Consider the following 19,187-nt stretch of genomic DNA (forward strand, 5'->3'; position numbering starts at 1 on the left):
CACCGTCGTGGATGCCCCGTTTTATTGCCGGGAGCGGTTACATGTCCCCTAGGGTGGATGCATGATTCTGCTGAGTGCGCCCTCTACCCGAACCTCGATCGGGATGCGCGGGTTGGCGCGGCGGGCGGCGCGTTGGACCACGGCCCTGCTGCTGGGGACGGCCCTGCTGGGTGGCACCGTGCTGTTCCCGGAGTCCGGAGCGCTCGCCGCAGAGGTGCGATCCTCGACGCCGGTGAACGCACACTCTGCCTCACCGATGGACGCGGACTCCGGCTCACCGGCGAACCCGGACGCCACCTCCCCGGCGAACACCCCGGCATCGGGGATCCTCGCCACCACGGTGATGGCGAAGTCCGGGGTCGAAAACTTCACCTTTGACAGCTTTGAGGGTGTCTACTCGCTCTCCCGGGACGCCGAGCGTCACTCGCGCGTCGACGCGCGGGAGACCTTTGTGGCCCGGTTCCCCGACACCGATCAAAACCGCGGCATTGTGCGGGCGATTCCCCGCGACTACCGGGGTGTGGACTTGGGGACCCGAGTGGAGTCGGTGACCGATGCCGAGGGCAAAGCGGTGCCCTTCAGCGTCGAGTCCAGCCGATCTAACATCCTGGTGTCGGTCGGGGATGACACCTTCCTCCACGGAACCAACACCTTTGTGCTGCACTACACCCAGCGCGATTCCACCCGGTACTTCTCAAATACCCGGATGGATGAGTTTTACCGTGATTCAATCGGAACCCAGCTGCGTCAGCCCGTGGATGCGGCCACCATGAAAGTCATCATCGATCCCACCCTGGTGCCGGCCCTCACGAACCATCAGGCTTGCTATGTTGGGCCAGAGAAGTCCTCCCAAAAGTGCGAGTTCTCTCGGGCCGATGCCGACGGGGCCGCGGTGTTTACCTCCGCGCAGCAGCGCCTGGCCCCGGGGGAGAACATCACGATGTCGGTCGGATTCACGGCGGGAACATTTGCCCAGACAAAGTCTCTCGGCGAGCAGCCGATTTTCGGCTGGCTCCCCGCGGTCCTGGCCGCCCTGAGTATTTTGCTGGTCATTTTCGCGGCGATCCTGCGCCGCCGCCGAAACCCGCGAGTTACCGGGGACGGGATCGTGGTGGCGCAGTACACCCCGCAGCCCGGTGTGGATCTGGGGGTTGCCGCGGACCTGCTGCACAAGCGCAACCTGCCCCAGGCGGCGATGGTGGACCTCGCGGTTCGGGGCAAGCTGCGCATCGTGGAGACCGAGGGGAAGGGTCTGTTTTCGAAGAAATCGACCTACACGCTCGAGTATCTGGCACCCGAGGAGGGGAAGGGGACCTCGGCGCGGGTGCTGCGCGCGCTGTTCGGAAAGGATCCGGCGGTCGGGAAAACGAGATCGCTGGATAAGCCCAGCCGAAAGCTCACCGAGGCGATTACCACGCTCACCTCCTCTGCTCGTGAGCAGGCCCTCGCGCAGGGATTGCGTCGCTGGGAAAAGCTACCCGCGGCCGCATGGTGGGCCATCACCGCGGTGTTGGCCTTCATCACCACCCTGGGCATGACCATCACCGCGGCTTCCCAGGGGGGCGCGCCGGCCGTGGCGGTCGGGGCCACCGTCATCACCGGGATCGCGATGCTCCTCACACTGGTTTTTGCCGTGCCGGTAGCCGCACTCAGTGCCGAAGGCATGCGCGCAGTGGAGTATCTCAAGGGGCTCAAGCTGTACCTGGAGGTGGCCGAGGAGGAGCGGCTGCGCATCCTGCAGTCCCCGCAGGGTGCCGAGCGAGTGGATGTCACCGCTTCCGCCACGGGCGTGGATTTCGGGGCCGAGGCGATCGAACCGCAGCGGGTGCTCCGCCTCTACGAGGCGCTGCTGCCGTATGCGGTGCTGTGGGGTGTTGAGAAGGAGTGGGCCAAGACCCTCGCCGGCCGATACGAGACCGACCTGAGTGAGCCCAACTGGTACGTCGGACACAACGGGTTCAACGCCGCCGCCCTGGGTGTGGGGATTGCCGGATTCAACTCGGCCGTATCCACCGCGTCGTCCTGGAGTAGCTCGGGCGGTTCCGGCGTGGGCGGGTCCATGGGCGGCGGCTTCTCCGGCGGCGGTGCCGGAGGCGGCGGGGTCGGCGGACGCTAGGTTTCGGGACCATCGGACAGGGGGCCGTCAATAGCCGCCAGGTATGCATCGGCGGAGGAATTAAATCCAGCGAATTTGAGGTCGTGACATCGGTGGCGTTTTGCGCGCTCACCGGGGGGAAAGATGCGGCGTGTCGAGGGGATTGAGGGTGTGAGCCTTCGGCGCGTCGAATGTCGAGTTGACGCACGTGGATACCGATGGAAGTATCGACATGACAACCCCGTTTGCAACCCCGTGTGTGGGAAATCGTCGTGAACTCCGTATGACGCATTCCTGAACAGTGGGGGTCCGACTCAGAGAAAAATCCCGGTGGACGCAACCTTTATCGTTATTCTCGTAATAGCGCTCGCACTCTTTTTTGACTTTACAAACGGTTTTCACGACACCGCGAATGCGATGGCAACCCCCATTGCTACCGGTGCGATGAAGCCGAAAGTCGCGGTTACACTCGCGGCCATCCTCAATCTGGTCGGAGCCTTCCTCTCGACCGAGGTTTCCAAAACCATCTCCCACGGCATCATTCGTGAGGGCGGAGACGGCGGGGTGCAAATCACCCCCGAGCTGATCTTTGCGGGCTTGATGGGTGCCATCATCTGGAACATGCTGACCTGGCTGCTGGGTCTGCCCTCGAGCTCGTCTCACGCGCTCTTTGGTGGTCTGATCGGTGCGGCCATCGTGGGTATCGGGTTTACCGCGATCGACAGCGGACAGCTCCTGTCTAAGGTGATTCTCCCGGCGGTGTTGGCGCCACTTACGGCCGGGTTGATCGCCTTCCTGGCGACCCGCCTGGTGTACGCGATGACCCGTCGCTACGACGGCAAGCCCGATGGTCGTGCCGGCTTCCGCTACGGCCAGATCTTCACCTCCTCCCTGGTGGCCCTCGCGCACGGTACCAATGACGCACAGAAGACCATGGGTGTGATCACCCTGACCCTGGTGGCCGTGGGTGCACAGTCTGCCGACCACACCGAACCGCAGTTCTGGGTCATCCTGGTGTGTGCGCTGGCCATCGCACTGGGCACCTACGTGGGTGGATGGCGCATCATCGCGACCCTGGGTACCGGTCTGACCGAGGTGAAGCCCGCCCAGGGCTTCGCCGCCGAGACCTCCACCGCCGCCACGATCTTGGCCTCCAGCCACCTCGGATTCGCCCTGTCGACCACCCAGGTCGCCTCGGGATCGGTGATCGGTTCGGGACTTGGACGCCGCGGCTCCAAGGTGAAGTGGGGCACCGCCGGGCGCATCGCGCTGGGCTGGCTGATGACCCTTCCCGCCGCCGCCATCGTGGGTGGCCTGGCCGCCTGGGTGGCACACAACTTCGGTACCGTGGGCCTGATCATCGACGCGATCGTCGGATTCGGCGCCGTTCTGTTCATCTACCTGTGGTCGCGTCGCAGCAAGACCGACTTCGTCGAGGCCGCGGTGGCCGATGTGGCCGAGTCCGCATTCGCCGTGGATATCCCCGAGGAGATCGAGCCCAAGCCGATCCCCGCCCGGATCGAAGCCCGCCTCGAGGCGCAGGCGGAGGCGAAGGCCGAAGCCAAGGCCGAAGCCAAGGCCGAAGCCAAGGCCGAGTCGCAGGCTGCCAAGAATGAGGCAGCTGCGAAGGCCGAGGCAGCCGCGAAGGCAGCGGCAGCGGCCCCGTCCGAGGAGACGGCCCGCTCCGAGGCGGCCGGCACCGAGTCCGAGTCGAACGAGGGAGACAAGCGATGAGCGTCGACTGGATCGCCTTTATTACGGTTTTTGTGGCCGCCCTGACCGGCACCATTCTGGTTGTTGCCCTGTACGCGATGGGTGTGCGCCTGCTGGTGACCGCCGGACGGGTGCCGGTGGCACTGCCGGCCGAGTTCACCGATGCGATCACCGTGCTGTCCAAGGCCGAGATCAAGCAGGCTTCCAAGCGTGCGGCCAAGGCCGCCAAGAAGAACCCGCTAACCCCGGCCCAGAAGGGCCTGGCTCGGGCCGGTGCCTATGCCTGCTTCGCCCTGTGCGCGGCGGCCGTGCTGGCCGGTATCTACCTGATTGTGCCGTTCTTCCACGGCTAAGCTTCACCGTCATCCCGGGGTGTCCGCGTTTTCGCGGGCACCCCGGTTGCGTTTTTCCGTGCGACAGGGGTGCATCCAAATAACGACGGGACCCTCGGGCCGACTGCATATCAATCGATATGTTAGTCATATCAACTGGTTTCTACCGGTGACTAACCCGAAACTGAGCCACCACCCGTGGTTCGCACCCCCGATATTGGAGATGCATGACTCAGCCCACGTTCCCCCGATTCCACAAACGATTCCGTGCCCCCGTCGCGTTCGGAATTACCGGCGCTCTGCTCACCTCGGTTCTCTGGGGCGGGGCCACGGCCGCCACCGCCGCCGAGGGCGTCACCTTCGCCGATGCGGGACTGGAATCCTGCGTCCGGGCGAGCCTCGATACCGAACCCGGGGCGGCGCTGGACCCGACCGATGTGGCCAACCTCACGGTTCTGGAGTGCGGCACCGCGGGCACGCTCGGAGGCATCGAACAGCTCTCGAACCTCAACACCCTCACCCTGACCGGGCCGCGGATCGCCTCGCTGGCACCGCTGGCCAGCCTCGAACGGCTGATGACCCTGCGTGTCACCGGATCCTCGCTCACCTCGCTGGCCAGCATGCCCTCCCTCCCCAACCTGCTCAAGCTCTCGGTAAACGGCGGCAGCCTCACGAATGCCGCGCTGCCGCAGCTTCCTCGTCTCCAGGTGCTGGAGCTTGATGGCAACGCACTGAGCAGCCTGGCTTCGCTGGCACCGGTGAAGGACCAGCTCACCGGCCTGATTATCAGTAATAACCGAATCTCCGACCTGACGCCGCTGACGGGTGCCCGCAACCTGATGGGCATCGCGGCCGCGAACAACCAGATCGGTGATGTTTCGGTGCTGCCCACGTTCCCCGCATTCCGAGGTGCCGACCTCTCCGGTAACCGGATCATCAGCCTTGCCCCGCTGGCGGGCTGGAACTCGGCGATGGATCTGCGCCTGAGCGATCAGCGCTCCACCCTGGGGGCCATTGCCGCCGGTGAGATCCAGCAGAACCCGGTGCGCAACGCCGACGGAACGGCTATTTCGCCGGTCTCCGACACCGCGAACGTGGCCGCCGACGGCGAATCCTGGACCTATGCCGAGGCCCTGGGCACCAACACGCTGAGCTGGACGGTTTCGGTAGCCGGACACCCGGGATCGGTCTTCTCGGGACGAATCGTGCAGGAATCCACCCCGGCGGTCATCGTGGAGCCGACCGACCCGACCGAGCCGACCGACCCGACCGAGCCGACCGAGCCGACCGACCCTACCGACCCCACCACTCCCGTCGACCCGACCGACTCGACCGAGCCGACCGAGCCGACCGACCCTACCGACCCCACCACTCCCGTCGACCCGACCGACTCGACCGAGCCCACCACCCCGACCGAGCCGACGACCCCGACCGCACCCGTGGACCCGAACGCACCGGCAATCACGGACCCGCTGACCATCAACGCGAGCGACATCACCGCGACCGCCACGACCGATCCGGCGGCGGGCACCGGTACCGATACCGGCACCCAGGCGACCGAAGCGCTGGCTCGTACCGGAGCCTCGGCCTCCTGGTCTCTGCTGGCCACGGCACTGCTCCTGATGCTCGCCGGTGCGGCGTCCGTGCTGCGCCATCGCCGGGTCTAGCCGGCCAGGCTCCCTCCCTCCGACACCCACAAACGGGCCCGGTCCTCAGCAGAAGAGGACCGGGCCCGTTTGTGATGCGGTCTCGGTAACCTACCCGCGCCCGCGAGCGATCTCGCGGATCACCGCCACCGCGCCACCGCGCGCCCACTCCTCGAAGGTGTGGGACGCGACGATGATCTCGCAGTTCAGGGCGGACCCGAACGCGTGCTCGGCGAAGGCCTTGCGGATGCGCTCGGCATAGAGGTCGTACTCACCCACGGCCTCGCCGGCGATGATTACGCGCTGTGGCCCGATCAGGTTGACCAGCGCGGCCAGCGCCGATCCGATGGTCTCGCCGGCGTCGGCAAACGCGGTCCGCGCGGCCACATCGCCCGCACGGGCGAGCTCAACCACCGCGGGCATGTCCAGGGTGTGATTGCCGAGGGCGCGGCGCACGGCGGTCACGATCGCCGCCGAGGAGGCGATGGTCTCCACACACCCGCGGCGGCCGCAGGAGCACACCAGGTTGCCCGGCGCGAGCGGGAGGTGCCCGATCTCGCCCGAGACCCCGTGGGCACCCTCGACCACCGCGCCGTTGACAAAGATGCCGCAGCCGATGCCTGCACCGATGGTGACCATCGCAAACGAGTGGGTGCCGGCGCCACGGCCAAACATCTGCTCGGCGATGGTCAGCGCGCGCACGTCGTTTTCCAGGACGATGGGCAGCCTCAGCCGCTCACCGAGCAGCGCGGCCACCGGGACGTCCCGCCAGCCCATCAGCGGGGAGTCGCGGACCACGCCGGCCTGCGCATCCACGTCGCCCGAGACGGTGATTCCGACCCCGGAAACCGGGGTGCCCTCGATCAGGAGATCCCGCACCACCGCGGCAATCTGGGTGAGCACCGCCTCGGGGGTCGTGTCGGGATTGGCGCGGCTGGTCGAGGCCAGCGGGGTCGCCACCAGGTCGGTGCGGACCGCATACACCCGGTCTGCGGTGACCTTGACCCCGATCGCCTGCGCCCGCCCGGCGCGCACCCGCAACGGGTTGGCCGGGCGGCCCAGCGGGGCCTCCGAGCGCGGGGGAGCGGCGGCGTCCTCATCCTCCAGGAAGCCATCCTCGATCAGCACGGTGACGGCCTTGGTGACCGCCGCCTGCGAGAGCCCGGTCGCCCGGGCCACGTCGATCCGCGGCACCGGCCCGTGACTGAGGATGTGTCCAAAGACCGCGATGCCTGCCGGGGAGGACACCGGGATCTGCGCGATGCCGGTCATCCCTTGAGTCCGCTCGACGCGATTCCGGCAAAGAACTGGCGCTGCAGGGCCACAAAGATGATGATCAGCGGCAGCGAGACGATGAAGGATCCGGCCATCAGCAGGGGATAGTCGGTACCGTACTGCCCCTGCAGGGCGGCGAGTCCAACGGGCAGCGTCATGGTTTCCTTCGACGAGGTGACAATCAACGGCCAGAGCAGGTCGTTCCACGAGTATAACGAGGTCAGCACCGTGAGGGCCGCAAGCGTGGGGCCCGTCATCGGAAGCATGATCTGCCAGAAGATCCGCCAGGATCCGGCACCGTCCAGGCGCGCGGCCTCCTCGAACTCGCGCGGGATCGCCAGGAAGGCCTGACGCATCAGGAACGTACCAAACGCCGAGAAGATGCCGGGGAGGGCGATGGCGGGCACGGTGTCGAGCATTCCCAGGCCCTTGACCAGGTCGAACTGGGCGATGATGAACAGCTGGCTCGGGGCCATCAGCATGATCAGGAACGCCCCGAACAGCAGGTTGCGACCGCGGAACTCGAAGCGGGCAAACCCGTAGGCCGCCAGCGCACAGATCAGCAGCTGCCCGGCCACCCGCAGCAGCAGCGCGCCGAGGGAGACCGCGAGCAAACCCCAGAAGGGCACCATGTCAAAGAAGCGCTCATAGGAGGAGAGGTTGAACGTGCCCGGGAGCAGGGTGGGCGGAACCGCCCGCGACTCGGGGATCGTTTTCATGCTGGTCAGCAACTGCCAGATGAAGGGGGCCACCATCACGAAGGCCCCGAGGATCAGCGCCGTGTGGGTGACCCACTGCGTCGGACGGCGTGAGGCTCGTCCGCGGCTCAAAACTGTCTCACCCATAAAAGACCCATCTGCGCTGAAGGCGGAACTGGATGGCGGTGGCCGCCATGATGATCATCAGCAAGACGATCGCGATCGCGGCCCCAAAGCCCTGATCGTTTTCGATGAATGCCTTCTGATAGAAGAGGAACACGATGGTTTTCGAACCGTCGAGGGCGGGGGATCCACGGCCGATCATCACGTAGATGAGGTCGAACATCTGCAGCGAAGAGATCACCGAGAGCACCGAGACGAAGAAGATGCTGGGGCTCAGCAGCGGCAGCGTGATGCCGAAGAACTGGCGGACCGGACCCGCACCATCCAGCGAGGATGCCTCCATGAGCTCCTCGGGGATGCCCTGCATTCCCGCGCCCAGGATGATGATGTTGGTGCCGAGGGTCATCCAGATACCCACGATGGCGACGGCAAAGATCGCGACCTGCGGGTCGGCGACCCAGCTCGGCCCGTCGATGCCGAACAGACCGAGGAACTGGTTGAGCAGACCGAAGTCGCCGTTATAGATGTAGCGCCAGACCATACCCACGGCCACGGGGAGGGTGACCACGGGCAGGAAGTAGAGGACGCGGTAGATCGCGCGGCCGCGGCGGGCGTTGTTGATCAGCGCCGAGACGAGGATCGCCAGCGGGATACCGATCAGCACGATCGCCGTGTAGATCGCACTGTTCCGCAGGGCGTGCCAGAAGGCCTCGTCGCCGAGCAGCGCCTCATAGTTGGACAGGCCGGTGAACTTACCGCCGCCAAAGGGCCCGGTCTCCATCAGGCTGAGGACAACCGTGCGGACCAGGGGGATCAGATAGAGGGCGAGCAGCCCGATGAACGCGGGAGCGATAAAGAGTAGGCCGACCGCGGCACCGCGTCGCCGGGCCGGACGGGCGGGACGCGTGTTCGCGCCCCGCCCGCTCAGTGTGCTGGTCATTCTTTGGCGAGAACCTTGTTCATGGCCTCGGCGAGGGCGTTTGCCGCATTCGGCACGCTCTCACTCAGCTCCCAGGCCGGGGCGAGCAGCTTGTCCTCAAGCTCGTTCCAGGCGGGGGTGTTCTTGGACACCGGGTAGACCACCGAGTCGGGGACCTGGTCGATGAAGTTCTTCAGCGCGAACTCGGGCATCGAGTCGATCCACGCCTGCTGGGTGTTCTCATAGGCGGGGATCGCGGCACCGGTGTCGGCCTGGATCTTGGCGGCCTTTTCGCCACCGAGGAACAGCAGGAACTTCTTCAGCTCCTCGGGGTGCTTGGTCTTGCCATAGCCGACGTTCTGGATGCCGTTGATCACCGTGGCGCGCTTCTCGCCCTTGGGTAGCACGGTCACGTCGATCTCGCCGCGCAGCTTCGTGTCCTCGTAGAACCGGCTCGCGTAGAAGGATCCGCCGTAGTACATGGCGACCTTGCCATTTTCGAACTGGGCGACGGCCTCGGTGTCGGCGAGCTGCTTGAGGGTGGGGGACTGGCCGTTCTTCACGAAGTCGACCCAGTACTGCAGACCCTCCTGGGTCTTGGGGTTGTCGTAGCCCGACTTCTTTCCGTCGGCCGAGATGACCTCGCCACCGGCCTGGGCGATGGTGTTGTAGATGCCCTCCTGACGGTTCAGCGGGGCGGCGATGCCGAAGGTGCCGGCGGCCGGATCGGTCAGCTTGGCCGCGGCATCCTGGACGTCCTTCCAGCCCCACTGGTCGGTGGGGTAGGCGACGCCGGCGGCATCAAACAGGGTCTTGTTGTACCAGAGACCGATGGTGTCAAAGTCCTTGGGCAGGCCGTACTGCTTGCCGTCGTAGTTGAACAGGTCCACCAGGGCCTTGGGATAGACGGAGGTGTCGATGCCCGCGTCCTTGATCGCGTCATCCAGCGGGAGGAGCTGATCGTTGGAGGCGTACACCTGGAAACGGTCGCCGAGCATCCAGAACGCGTCGGGGGCGGTGCCGCCCTGGGCGCTGACCTGGAGCTTGGTCCAGAACTCATTCCACGGGTTGACCTGCAGCTTGACCTTGATCTTGGGGTTGTCAGCCTCGAAGGCGTCCACGATCTTCTGCATGGCGTCCTCCTGCGACCAGACGCCGTAGGTGAGGGTCACGGCTTCGTCGCCGTTCGAAGATCCGGGGCTCGACGATGAGCACCCGGCCAGGAGGGCACCGGCCGCGAGCATCGCGACGGTGGTACCAAGCCACTTCTTCATGGGGATTCCTTTCGTTGTTCCGCCCGGGGGCGGGAGGGATGGAACACTGGGGGAGGGTTAGGACTGGAGGCGCGGGTTCAGCCAGTCGATGTGGGCCGTGGCCGCTCCATCGAGGGGCTGGGTGCGCAGGGTGAGGGTGTGAGCACCGGCGACCGGAATCTCCAGGTCGTGGGGTGCCTCACCCGAGCGGAGGGTGAGCCGGGTGTGCTCGGTGCCGTCGATCTCGATCGAAACCTGGGCGGCGGCATCGGGGGTTTCGTCATCCACGGCGACCGCGGTGAATAGCGTGGAGGCCGAACCACCCAGGTAGAAGGTGACCGCGGAGTTGTGGGAGACGCCGAGCCCGGACGGATAGGCGGTTCCGGCGACGGTCAGCGTGGTGCCATCGTGGGGATCACCCCCGCCGTTGGACTCGTTGCGTTCCACCGGCCCGACCTCGTTGTGGCAGGAGAGGAAGGGTGCATCCGAGAGCGGGTGCTCACCCTCCCCGAACGGCAGGACAAAGCGGGCGTGGGCGGTGCGCGGGACACCGTCGGTCCCGGGCAGCTCGACGGTCACGACCCCGGTGTCTCCGGCGCTCGCCGAGGCCGGGGCGGTGATGGTCCAGGCGCGCTCATTGTCGCCCGCGGGCAGCGCCGACCAGCCCGGGGTGATGCGGATGCGAGCGCCGGGCTCGGTGTGCAGGGTCGCGGTGCCGCCGGCGGTGATGGCGGCCACCCGGGGTTCCACGGTCGGTTCGGGAAGCACCGTTCGCGGCTTCGCCCGCAGCAGCGGGGTACCGGCGGGGACCGCGATGGCCACAAATCCGCCGTTGGTGGCAACCGGGACGTCGATCGCCTCGCCGTCGTGGGCGCTCAGCAGTGTCTCCTCGAGGGTGTTGTCGGGACCGTCGGTGACCAGCCAAATATCCAGCGCGGCTCCCGGCTGTGCGCCGGCCGCGGCGTTCCCGGCTGCGGGATTGCCGGCGGCCGGACCGCCCGCCGTGAGCTCGCCGATCGGCAGGCTCAGCGTGCGTGCGGCACCCGTCGCGATGGCCCCCAGATACCAGGCGTCGCCGTGCCGGCGGGCGATCAGCGCGTGGCTGTCGGGGTCGCCGCCGAGCAGGCGGGTTTCGTGCCAGGTTGCCGGCAGCTCGGCCAGGAAGCGGTTAGCCAGCGGACGCTCGCGGTAGCGGTCGGGATCATCGGCAAAGTGGGTGATCCCCGACTCATAGACGATCCCGAGAGCCAGCTCGTGGCCGTCGCTGGTTTCGCGCTCGGGGGCGCTGAAGGTGACCGGGGTGTAGTCCATCGCGCCAACCACGTTGCGGGTGAAGGGCTGGATCACATTGTGTGCGGCCGAGAGTGGATTGCCGTAGAACACGTAGTATTCGGCCCCGCGAATGCCCTCATAGGAGACCACGTGCGGGTAGGTCTTGGCCCAGCCGCGGGGGATCACCGAGCCGTGGAAGTTGACCATCAGGCCCACCCGCGCGCTCTCGCGCAGGATCGCGTCGTACCAGCGGTAGCGGCGGTTGCCCTCGGACTCCATGAAGTCCACCTTGATTCCGGCCACACCCCAGTTGCGCCAGCGCTCAAGCTTGCTCAGCGCCTCGGCACCGTCGAGGTCGGACCAGGAGCTCCACAGGTGCACCTGAATGCCGCGGGCGGCGGCGAAGGCGACCAGCTCGGGGACCCAGGTTTCGTCCCAGCCGCAGTCCACCAGTACGTGCTCCCAGCCCTGCTCGGCGGCGTACTCGGTGAAGCGCTTCTGGTCGGAGAGGTAGGCACCGGAGTACTGGCTTGACCACCAGGACCAGGCCGCACGTCCCGGCCGCGGCGCGGTGATCGGGCCGCTGGGTGCGGGGGCGAGGTCATCCACCAGGGTCGAGGCGACAACCTGGGCCAGGGATCCGATGATCGCGACCCGCCACGGGGTGCGGTGTCCGGCCAGGATCGAGAGTGTGGGATCCGCCGGGGTGACCAGCAGAGCGGGTCCGCCCTCGCGGGTGAACACCGGGTGGGCGCCCGAGTTGGTGGCGTCGATGTCGGATTCGCTCCAGAGGACGTGTGCGCCCCCGGGGCGCGAGACCAGCAGCGGGAACCCATAGTCTCCCGGGGCGAGGTCGGCGAGATCCACGCCCACGCGCGGGGTTTCGTACCAGGTCTGGTAGTCGAGTACCCAGGTGCGCTCGGCACCCTCGAGCGAGATCCGGGTCAGCTCGGTACCCAGGGTCAGGGTGTCGGCGGGAACCGCGCCGGCGGTGCCGATCTGGTAGCGGAAGGCCAGACCGTCGTGACCCAGGCGCAGGATGAGGGTCCACTCGGTGCCGCGCGGGGAACGCAGTTCGATGTGTCGCTCGGCGTGGTCCACGGTGCGGGTTCCGGTGGCCTTGCCGGTATAGGCGGTGTAGGTCTCGGCGATCCGCTCCTGGTGGATGCCGGTGATCTCGCCGGTGCCGGTGAGGGCCTCGCCGTTGACGGTGATGCCCAGTTCGATCGGGTCGATCGCCGGGGCGCCGTTGTGGGTTGCGCTCAGCAGCAGGCGTTCCCCGTCGTGGGTCAGGGTCGCGGTGAGGTCACCCTCGACCAGCTCGGTGACGGCGACGGGGGTGGGGAGAGGGGAGGTGCTTGTGATCATCGTTGATCGGGGTCCTTTTCGCGGGGAATCCGGATTACACGGTTGCGTTGTTGGTTGAGTGTAGACATTATTAATTCACGATGTCAAGTATGCACGAACGATGTGCCAGATGAGGAAGTCTGCATGAACAACACACCTGCTTCGCCCATTCACCTGTCCGCGGCCGGGGTCAGCGTGGTCCTCGACGTGGTGGGGGATGAGCTCCCCGCGGTGATCCACTGGGGGGAGGCCATTCCCGCCGGGGATGCCCACGCCCTGGAGGACCTGCGCGCGACCGCGCTCCCCGCGGTGGTCAACAGTTCCTTCGATCAGCCACGGCGGCTCGGGATCCTGCCCGCCCAGTCCGACGGCTGGTCCGGGGTCCCGGGGATCGAGGCGGCCCGCGGCGGGCGCAGCGCGACCCGGTTTGAACTGCTGCGGGTGGAGAGCGATACCCGGTTGGCCCGATTCTGGCTGCGCGAGGCGGCAACCGGCCTGGAGGTGGTGGCGAACTATGAGCTGAGCCCGGCAGGGGTGCTGGCCGTGCGGTTTGAGCTGGTCGCTGCGGAGTCGCCGCTGGGCGCCGATGGATCGGCGGACGGGGTGAGCTTGCTCGCCGAGGACCCGGCGGACTCGATCCTCGCGCTCGGTGCCGTGCGCGCCCTGCTGCCGGTACCCGAGCGTGCCCGCGAAATCCTCGACTTCACCGGCCGTTGGAGCGGGGAGCGCCGCCCGCAGCGCACGCCGCTGAGCGACGGCGGTCACGTGCGCGCCACGCATCGTGGACGCCCCGGACACGACGCCGCCTACCTCACCCTGCTCGGCACCCCGGGCTTCGAGAACCGCAGCGGAGAGATCTGGGCCACCCACGTGGCGTGGTCGGGATCCCTCGAACAGCGCGTGGATCGCCTGCCCGAGGGGGCCGGCGCGCTCACCTCGCTAATCGGCGGCGGTGAGCTGCTGGAACCCGGCGAAATCCGGCTGCGGGCGGGGGAGCGCTACGTCTCGCCCGAGGTGCTCTTTACCTGGTCAGACGCGGGAATCGACGGCATCAGCGCCCGCTTCCACGCCTATTCGCGCGCCCTGGCCGCGCACCCGGAGAAGCCGCGTCCGCTGGTGCTCAACACCTGGGAAGCGGTGTACTTCGACCAGAATTTCGAGACCCTGGCGCGCCTGGCCGATACCGCGGCCGAGATCGGGGTTGAGCGATTTGTGCTGGATGATGGCTGGTTCCGCGGGCGACGCGACGACACCGCAGGCCTCGGCGACTGGTTTGTGGACGAGGGAATCTGGCCCGGCGGGCTGGGCAAGCTCGCCGCGCATGTGCACGGTCTGGGCCTGGAGTTTGGGCTGTGGTTTGAGCCCGAGATGATCAACCTGGACTCGGATCTGGCGCGCGCGCATCCCGAGTGGATCCTCGCCGACGAGCGCCAGCTCGGCCGGAGTTGGCGTCACCAGCACGTCCTGAACATCGCGCATCCCGAGGCCTATCGCTTCATCTATGACCGGATCTCGGCCCTGGTGCGGGAGTGCGGCATCGACTTCATCAAGTGGGATCACAACCGCGAGCTGCACGCGGCGATCGACCGCACCACCGGCACCGTCCGGGTCCACGAGCAGACCCGGGCGCTGTACCGGATGTTTGCCGAGCTGCGGGCCGAGTTCCCCGAGCTGGAGCTGGAATCATGCGCGAGCGGCGGGGCTCGGGTGGACCTGGGGGTCATGGGCCGCGCGCAGCGGGTGTGGGCCTCGGATACCAATGATCCGATCGAGCGACGATGGATCCACCGCTGGACCGCGGCGCTGCTGCCACCCGAGGTGATCGGGGTGCACGTGGGGCCCGAGGAGGCGCACACCACGCACCGCTCGATCGCGCTGCCGTACCGGCTGATCACCGCGCTGTTTGGTCACGCCGGAATCGAATGGGACATCACCTCGTGCACCCCCGAGGAGCGCACGATGCTGACCGCCTGGACCGCGCTGTATCGCGAGCTGCGTCCGGTCCTGCACGCGGGCACCTCGGTGCACGCCGACGGGCTGGATGCGGGGGCCGCGCTGCACGGAGTTGTCGCATCGGATGGGGCGCGGGCGATCTATGCATGGGAGCGTTTTGCGACCAGCGCGATGGCCCACACCCCGCGTGTTCGCTTCCCGGGCCTGGATCCCGAGGCGCGTTATCGGGTGGCGATTCGGCGCGAGGTGGGACCCGCGCAGGCGCATCAGGTGGCGGATCCCGAGTGGTTGCCCACGGGGGAGTCGGTGCCGATCCTCTCGGGGTTTGTGCTTGGTGTGACGGGGGTCCCGTTGCCCCTGCTCAACCCGGGAAACGCGCTGCTGTTCGACCTGGTTCGCGCCTAACCGAGATCAAACTGTTACTTGACGATGTGAATTAAATTCGGTTTACTCCTGAGTGTCGACGCGATGGCGCGTCGACCGACAGGAGGAAGCATGAAACAACATCGTCTTGTTGCCCTCGCGAGCGGCGCACTGCTGCTTGCGGGGGCCGCGATCCCGCTCGGATCGCTTCCCGCAGCCGCCGTCGGAGGGGCCTATACGGTCACCTCCCCGGACGGCAACACCTCGCTCGTGGTGACCGAGGCCACCGGCGGCGCGCTGAACTACAGCGTCGCCCAGAACGGCCAGAGCGTGATCGATTCCTCGGCCCTGGGGCTGGTGACCGCGGCTGCGGACCTCAGCACCGGACTGAATTTTGACTCGGTGACCACCCGCGCCGTGCACCAGGAGTACTCGCTGGTGGCCCGGACCAACGGCCCGATCACCTCGGACGCCAACGAGATGACCCTGACCTATCGCAAGGGCGCGGCCACCCTGGAAATCACCGCCCGCGCCCAGAACGACGGGGTAGCCTTCCGCTACCGGGTCGCCGGCGTGGGCCAGACCACGCTGACCCGCGAGGCCACCAAGTTTGCGCTCCCCGCGGGGACCGGGCTCTGGGCCAGCCCCTATCGCGAGGCCAAGGACTACGAGGACAGCTACCCGTATGTCTCCTCGACCCAGATGGGCACCAAGAAGTTCTCGATGCCGGTGCTGGCCAGCCTGCGCGATAACGCCTCCTGGGCGCTGATCACCGAGGCCGCCGTCTACAACAACGACTTCTATCCGGCGATCCGACTCGATGCGAACGGCAACAACAACCGCACCCTGAACGCCCAGCTGCCCGGACCCGACAACAACGTGTTCAACACCGCGGCCTCGGCCGTGGCGGTGCCCGTGAACGGTGCGGTGCAGACCCCGTGGCGCGTGGTGATTGCCAGCTCGCAGCTGGAAAAGGTCACCGTGAGCTCGATGGTCACCGACCTCAACCCCGATCCGGCGGCCGGGACCGACAGCTCCTGGGTCGAACCGGGGGCCGCACTCTGGTCCTGGTGGTCAAATGAGGAAAAGGCGGGCGAGGGCGACAACATGCGCCTGTCCCAGCAGTCCTATATCGACTCCGCCGAGGAGCTCGGGGTGCGCTACGTGACCGTGGACTGCTGTTACAACAACACCAACGGCGACGTGGAATACCTGGCCGCCTACGGCAAGGAGCGCGGCGTGGGCATCTTCATCTGGATGCACAAGGGCGACTTCACCAACGCCGACGGTAGCTACTTCACCCAGGCCCAGGTCAACCAGGTCATGCAGAACGTGAAGAACCGCGGGGTTTCCGGGGTCAAGATCGACTTCATGCAGTCGGACCGAGCCGAAACCATCGCGCTCTACGATCGCATTTCGAAGGCCGCCGGAACCTCCCACGTGTTGGTGAACTTCCACGGTTCCACCAAGCCGGCGGGGGAGAACCGCACCTATCCGCAGATCATCACCAGCGAGGCCGTGCTCGGTAACGAGCAGTATAAGTATGGCCGCCCGCCCACGGCCAAGGACTCGGCCACCTACCCGTTCACCCGCAACGTGATCGGCGGCATGGACATGACCCCGATCACCTTCTCGATCGGATCCCTGCTCACGACCCACGCCCACCAGCTGGCACTCGGCGTGGTGACCGCCTCGGCGATGGCACACTATGCGGACTCCAACGCCGCGTATGAAACCTGGGTTGGCCGTCACCTGCTACGCGCGATCCCCAGCGTGTGGGATCAGACCAAGCTGATCGAGGGCTTCCCCGGCGACTACGCGACCCTGGCTCGACGCAGCGGGGACGACTGGTTCATCGGATCGGTCACCGATAAGGCCCGTACCGCCACGATCCCGCTGAGCTTCCTGGGCTCGGGATCCTACACCGCGACCATCTTCGCCGACGGCGCGGATGATCGCAGCATCGCGCTGAGCACCCAGACGGTGACTGCGGGCACCACGCTGAGTATTCCGCTGCGCCTGCACGGCGGCGTCTCGGTGCATGTGTCCAAGACCCCGCTGGCGATGTTCGGGACCGCCGACCGCGTGATCGAGGCCGAGGGATCCGCCGCTGTGCGTGCGGGCGGCGCCCAGATCGCCGCCTGCCCGGGCTGCTCGGGTGGCAACAAGGTGGGCAGCATGGGGGGATCGGCGACGCTGAGCTTCCCGAACCTTCAGGTCGCCTTGGCCGGAACCTACACGCTGCGGGTCGGCTATCTCTCCGAGGACCCGCGCTCCTTCACCGTGAAGGTCAACGCGGGCTCGGCGCAGACGGTCTCCCCGCCGCGCTCGGGTAAGGGCAACGACGGCAAGCCGAGCGGATGGGAGATCGTCCGCACGGTCGATGTGCCGGTTCAGCTGAACGCGGGCAATAACACCGTGGTGATCGGGGCCGTCGGTGGCTATGCGCCGGACTTCGATCGGGTGACCGTGGTGTCCGGTTACGCGCTGTCCTCGGGTAGCGCGAGTGTGAACGCAGTAAATGCCGGATCCACAACCGCGCAGATCCGCTACTCGGCGGCCACCGCGATCTCGGCCAAGGTGGTGGTGAACGGGACCGTGGTGCCGATCACCCTGCCCGCGACCGGTGGGGCCGGGCACGTGGGGACGCAGACCGTGTACCTGCCGCTCGGCGTCGGGGCCAACGCGGTGAGCGTGCAGCGCGCCGACGGCGGCGCGATTGCCGGGCTCGAACGCCTGGACGTGCGCCAGTAGCACGATCCGGTTCGCCGCTGAAAACGGGAACCCCCGCCGAGTAGCTCGGCGGGGGTTCCTGTGTGTGGCGGGATGGTGCTACGCGGCTGTGCCCGCGTCCTTGCCCGAGGCGGCCGGGGCCTCGGTGCCACCGATCAGCGGCGAGGCATCCTCACCGTCGGTGCCGCGCCAGCGACCCAGCACGTTCATCACGTGGTAGATCACGATGGCGGCGATCGCGCCCAGGGCGATCGAGTTGAACGAGATGCCGTCGAAGGTGAAGACAAACTGTCCCACGGCCACGATCAGCGCGGTGGCCGCGGTGAACTGGTTCTTGGGCAGCGAGAAGTCGACCTTATTGTCCAGCCAGATCTTCACGCCGACGATACCGATCAGACCGTACAGTGCGGTGGTCACGCCACCGAGGACACCGGCGGGGATCGTGGTGATGATCGCGCCGATCTTGGGGGAGAGGCTCAGCAGGATCGCCACGATACCGGCCACCCAGTAGGCGGCGGTCGAGTAGATCCGGGTTGCGGCCATCACACCGATGTTCTCGCCGTAGGTTGTGGTGGCCGAACCGCCGCCGGAACCGGCAACGATGGTGGCCAGGCCGTCGGCGAAGAGGGCGCGGCCGGTGAGCTTATTGAGCTTGGGCTGGTCCACCATCTCGGCGACGCCGCGGATGTGGCCCACGTTCTCGGCGATCAGCACAAGCACCACGGGGATGAAGGCCGGCAGCACGGTCCACAGCCCGGAGTCCAGGAACGGGTTGCCGGGCAGGTGCAGGTCGGGCAGTCCGATCCAGGCGGCCTCGCCCACGGCCTTGAAGTCGATCTCGCCACGGAACACGGCGAAGACGTAGCCGACGATCACGCCGATGAAGATCGAGAGGCGACCGAGGATGCCCTTGAACAGCACGGTCGAGAGGACCACCGCGAACAGGGTGACCAGCGCGGTGATCGGGGCCTTTTCGGCGTTCATCCAGGCCGCCGGGCCCAGGGCAAAACCGATCAGCGCGACGATGGTTCCGGCAACAACCGGGGGCATGAGCTTATTGATCCAGCCCACACCGGTCCAGTTGACCAGCAGACCGATCAGCGCCAGGGTCAGACCCACCACCACGATGCCAAACAGTGCGCTCTCCTGGCCGTGGCTGGCCACCGCCGCCTGAACCGGGGCGATAAACGCGAACGAGGAGCCGAGGTAGCTGGGAAGCTTGTTCTTGGTGATGAGCAGGAACAGGATGGTTCCGATACCCGAGAAGAGGATGGTGGTGCTCGGCGGGAACCCGGTCAACACGGGGACGAGGAACGTCGCACCAAACATTGCAATAACGTGCTGGGCGCCGATTCCGATGGTGCGGGGCCAGCTCAGGCGTTCGCCGGGGGCAACAATTTCGCGGGGCTGAACGGTTTTTCCGTCGCCATGCAGGGTCCAAGGGAGGGCCATGTATTCACTTTCA

At 66.9% G+C, this 19,187-nt stretch carries 12 protein-coding genes; 6 read left to right on the forward strand and 6 right to left on the reverse strand.

The window, feature by feature from the left end; translation table 11 throughout:
• The first annotated feature begins 61 nt into the window (after positions 1 to 61).
• The 4 genes from IE92_RS0100780 (at position 62) to IE92_RS0100795 (ending at position 5,807) form a co-directional block, all read left to right on the forward strand.
• Positions 62 to 2,116: a DUF2207 domain-containing protein gene (locus tag IE92_RS0100780; RefSeq protein WP_030142973.1), complete on the forward strand. Its 2,055-nt coding sequence runs from the start codon at positions 62 to 64 to the stop codon at positions 2,114 to 2,116.
• 309 nt (positions 2,117 to 2,425) lie between these two features.
• Positions 2,426 to 3,829: an inorganic phosphate transporter gene (locus IE92_RS0100785; protein WP_030142974.1), complete on the forward strand. Its 1,404-nt coding sequence runs from the start codon at positions 2,426 to 2,428 to the stop codon at positions 3,827 to 3,829.
• Complete coding sequence (locus IE92_RS0100790) at positions 3,826 to 4,161, forward strand: hypothetical protein (protein ID WP_030142975.1); 336 nt, start codon at positions 3,826 to 3,828, stop codon at positions 4,159 to 4,161. Before IE92_RS0100785 ends, IE92_RS0100790 begins: the two co-directional genes overlap by 4 nt.
• A gap of 206 nt (positions 4,162 to 4,367) precedes the next feature.
• The gene (locus IE92_RS0100795; RefSeq protein ID WP_030142976.1) at positions 4,368 to 5,807 is read left to right on the forward strand and encodes a leucine-rich repeat domain-containing protein; all 1,440 of its coding nucleotides are present in this window, start codon (positions 4,368 to 4,370) and stop codon (positions 5,805 to 5,807) included.
• Positions 5,808 to 5,897: 90 nt separating this feature from the next.
• Here IE92_RS0100795 and IE92_RS0100800 read toward each other — a convergent pair whose 3' ends face one another.
• From IE92_RS0100800 to IE92_RS0100820, 5 genes are read right to left on the reverse strand one after another with little or no spacing between them, the layout of a single operon-like run.
• Positions 5,898 to 7,058 carry an ROK family transcriptional regulator gene (locus IE92_RS0100800; protein WP_030142977.1) on the reverse strand — a complete coding sequence of 387 codons (1,161 nt, stop codon included), beginning with the start codon at positions 7,056 to 7,058 and terminating at the stop codon, positions 5,898 to 5,900.
• Positions 7,055 to 7,906 carry a carbohydrate ABC transporter permease gene (locus tag IE92_RS0100805; RefSeq protein WP_030142978.1) on the reverse strand — a complete coding sequence of 284 codons (852 nt, stop codon included), beginning with the start codon at positions 7,904 to 7,906 and terminating at the stop codon, positions 7,055 to 7,057. The genes IE92_RS0100800 and IE92_RS0100805 overlap by 4 nt, the downstream gene beginning before the upstream one ends.
• Positions 7,899 to 8,822: a carbohydrate ABC transporter permease gene (locus IE92_RS0100810; protein WP_051701446.1), complete on the reverse strand. Its 924-nt coding sequence runs from the start codon at positions 8,820 to 8,822 to the stop codon at positions 7,899 to 7,901. Before IE92_RS0100810 ends, IE92_RS0100805 begins: the two co-directional genes overlap by 8 nt.
• Positions 8,819 to 10,075 (reverse strand): ABC transporter substrate-binding protein, encoded by a 1,257-nt coding sequence (locus tag IE92_RS0100815; RefSeq protein WP_030142980.1) that lies wholly within the window; start codon positions 10,073 to 10,075, stop codon positions 8,819 to 8,821. The genes IE92_RS0100810 and IE92_RS0100815 overlap by 4 nt, the downstream gene beginning before the upstream one ends.
• Before the next feature lie 57 nt (positions 10,076 to 10,132).
• On the reverse strand, positions 10,133 to 12,694 hold the full coding sequence (locus IE92_RS0100820; RefSeq protein ID WP_030142981.1) for a glycoside hydrolase family 97 catalytic domain-containing protein: 2,562 nt from the start codon (positions 12,692 to 12,694) through the stop codon (positions 10,133 to 10,135).
• A 123-nt stretch (positions 12,695 to 12,817) separates the two neighbouring features.
• On the opposite strand from IE92_RS0100820, the gene IE92_RS0100825 reads away from it, so the two are divergent.
• Together IE92_RS0100825 and IE92_RS0100830 are read left to right on the forward strand one after the other, a co-directional pair.
• Positions 12,818 to 15,031 (forward strand): alpha-galactosidase, encoded by a 2,214-nt coding sequence (locus tag IE92_RS0100825; RefSeq protein WP_030142982.1) that lies wholly within the window; start codon positions 12,818 to 12,820, stop codon positions 15,029 to 15,031.
• Between the two features lie 90 nt (positions 15,032 to 15,121).
• A complete protein-coding gene (locus tag IE92_RS0100830) occupies positions 15,122 to 17,743 on the forward strand; it encodes a glycoside hydrolase family 97 N-terminal domain-containing protein (RefSeq protein ID WP_030142983.1) in 2,622 nt (873 codons plus the stop codon).
• A 78-nt stretch (positions 17,744 to 17,821) separates the two neighbouring features.
• On the opposite strand, the gene IE92_RS0100835 is transcribed toward IE92_RS0100830, so the two are convergent.
• Positions 17,822 to 19,174 carry a uracil-xanthine permease family protein gene (locus IE92_RS0100835; protein ID WP_051701447.1) on the reverse strand — a complete coding sequence of 451 codons (1,353 nt, stop codon included), beginning with the start codon at positions 19,172 to 19,174 and terminating at the stop codon, positions 17,822 to 17,824.
• Between the last annotated feature and the right edge of the window lie 13 nt (positions 19,175 to 19,187).

Source organism: Mycetocola saprophilus (assembly GCF_000718085.1).
GTDB classification, from domain to species: Bacteria; Actinomycetota; Actinomycetes; order Actinomycetales; family Microbacteriaceae; genus Mycetocola; species Mycetocola saprophilus.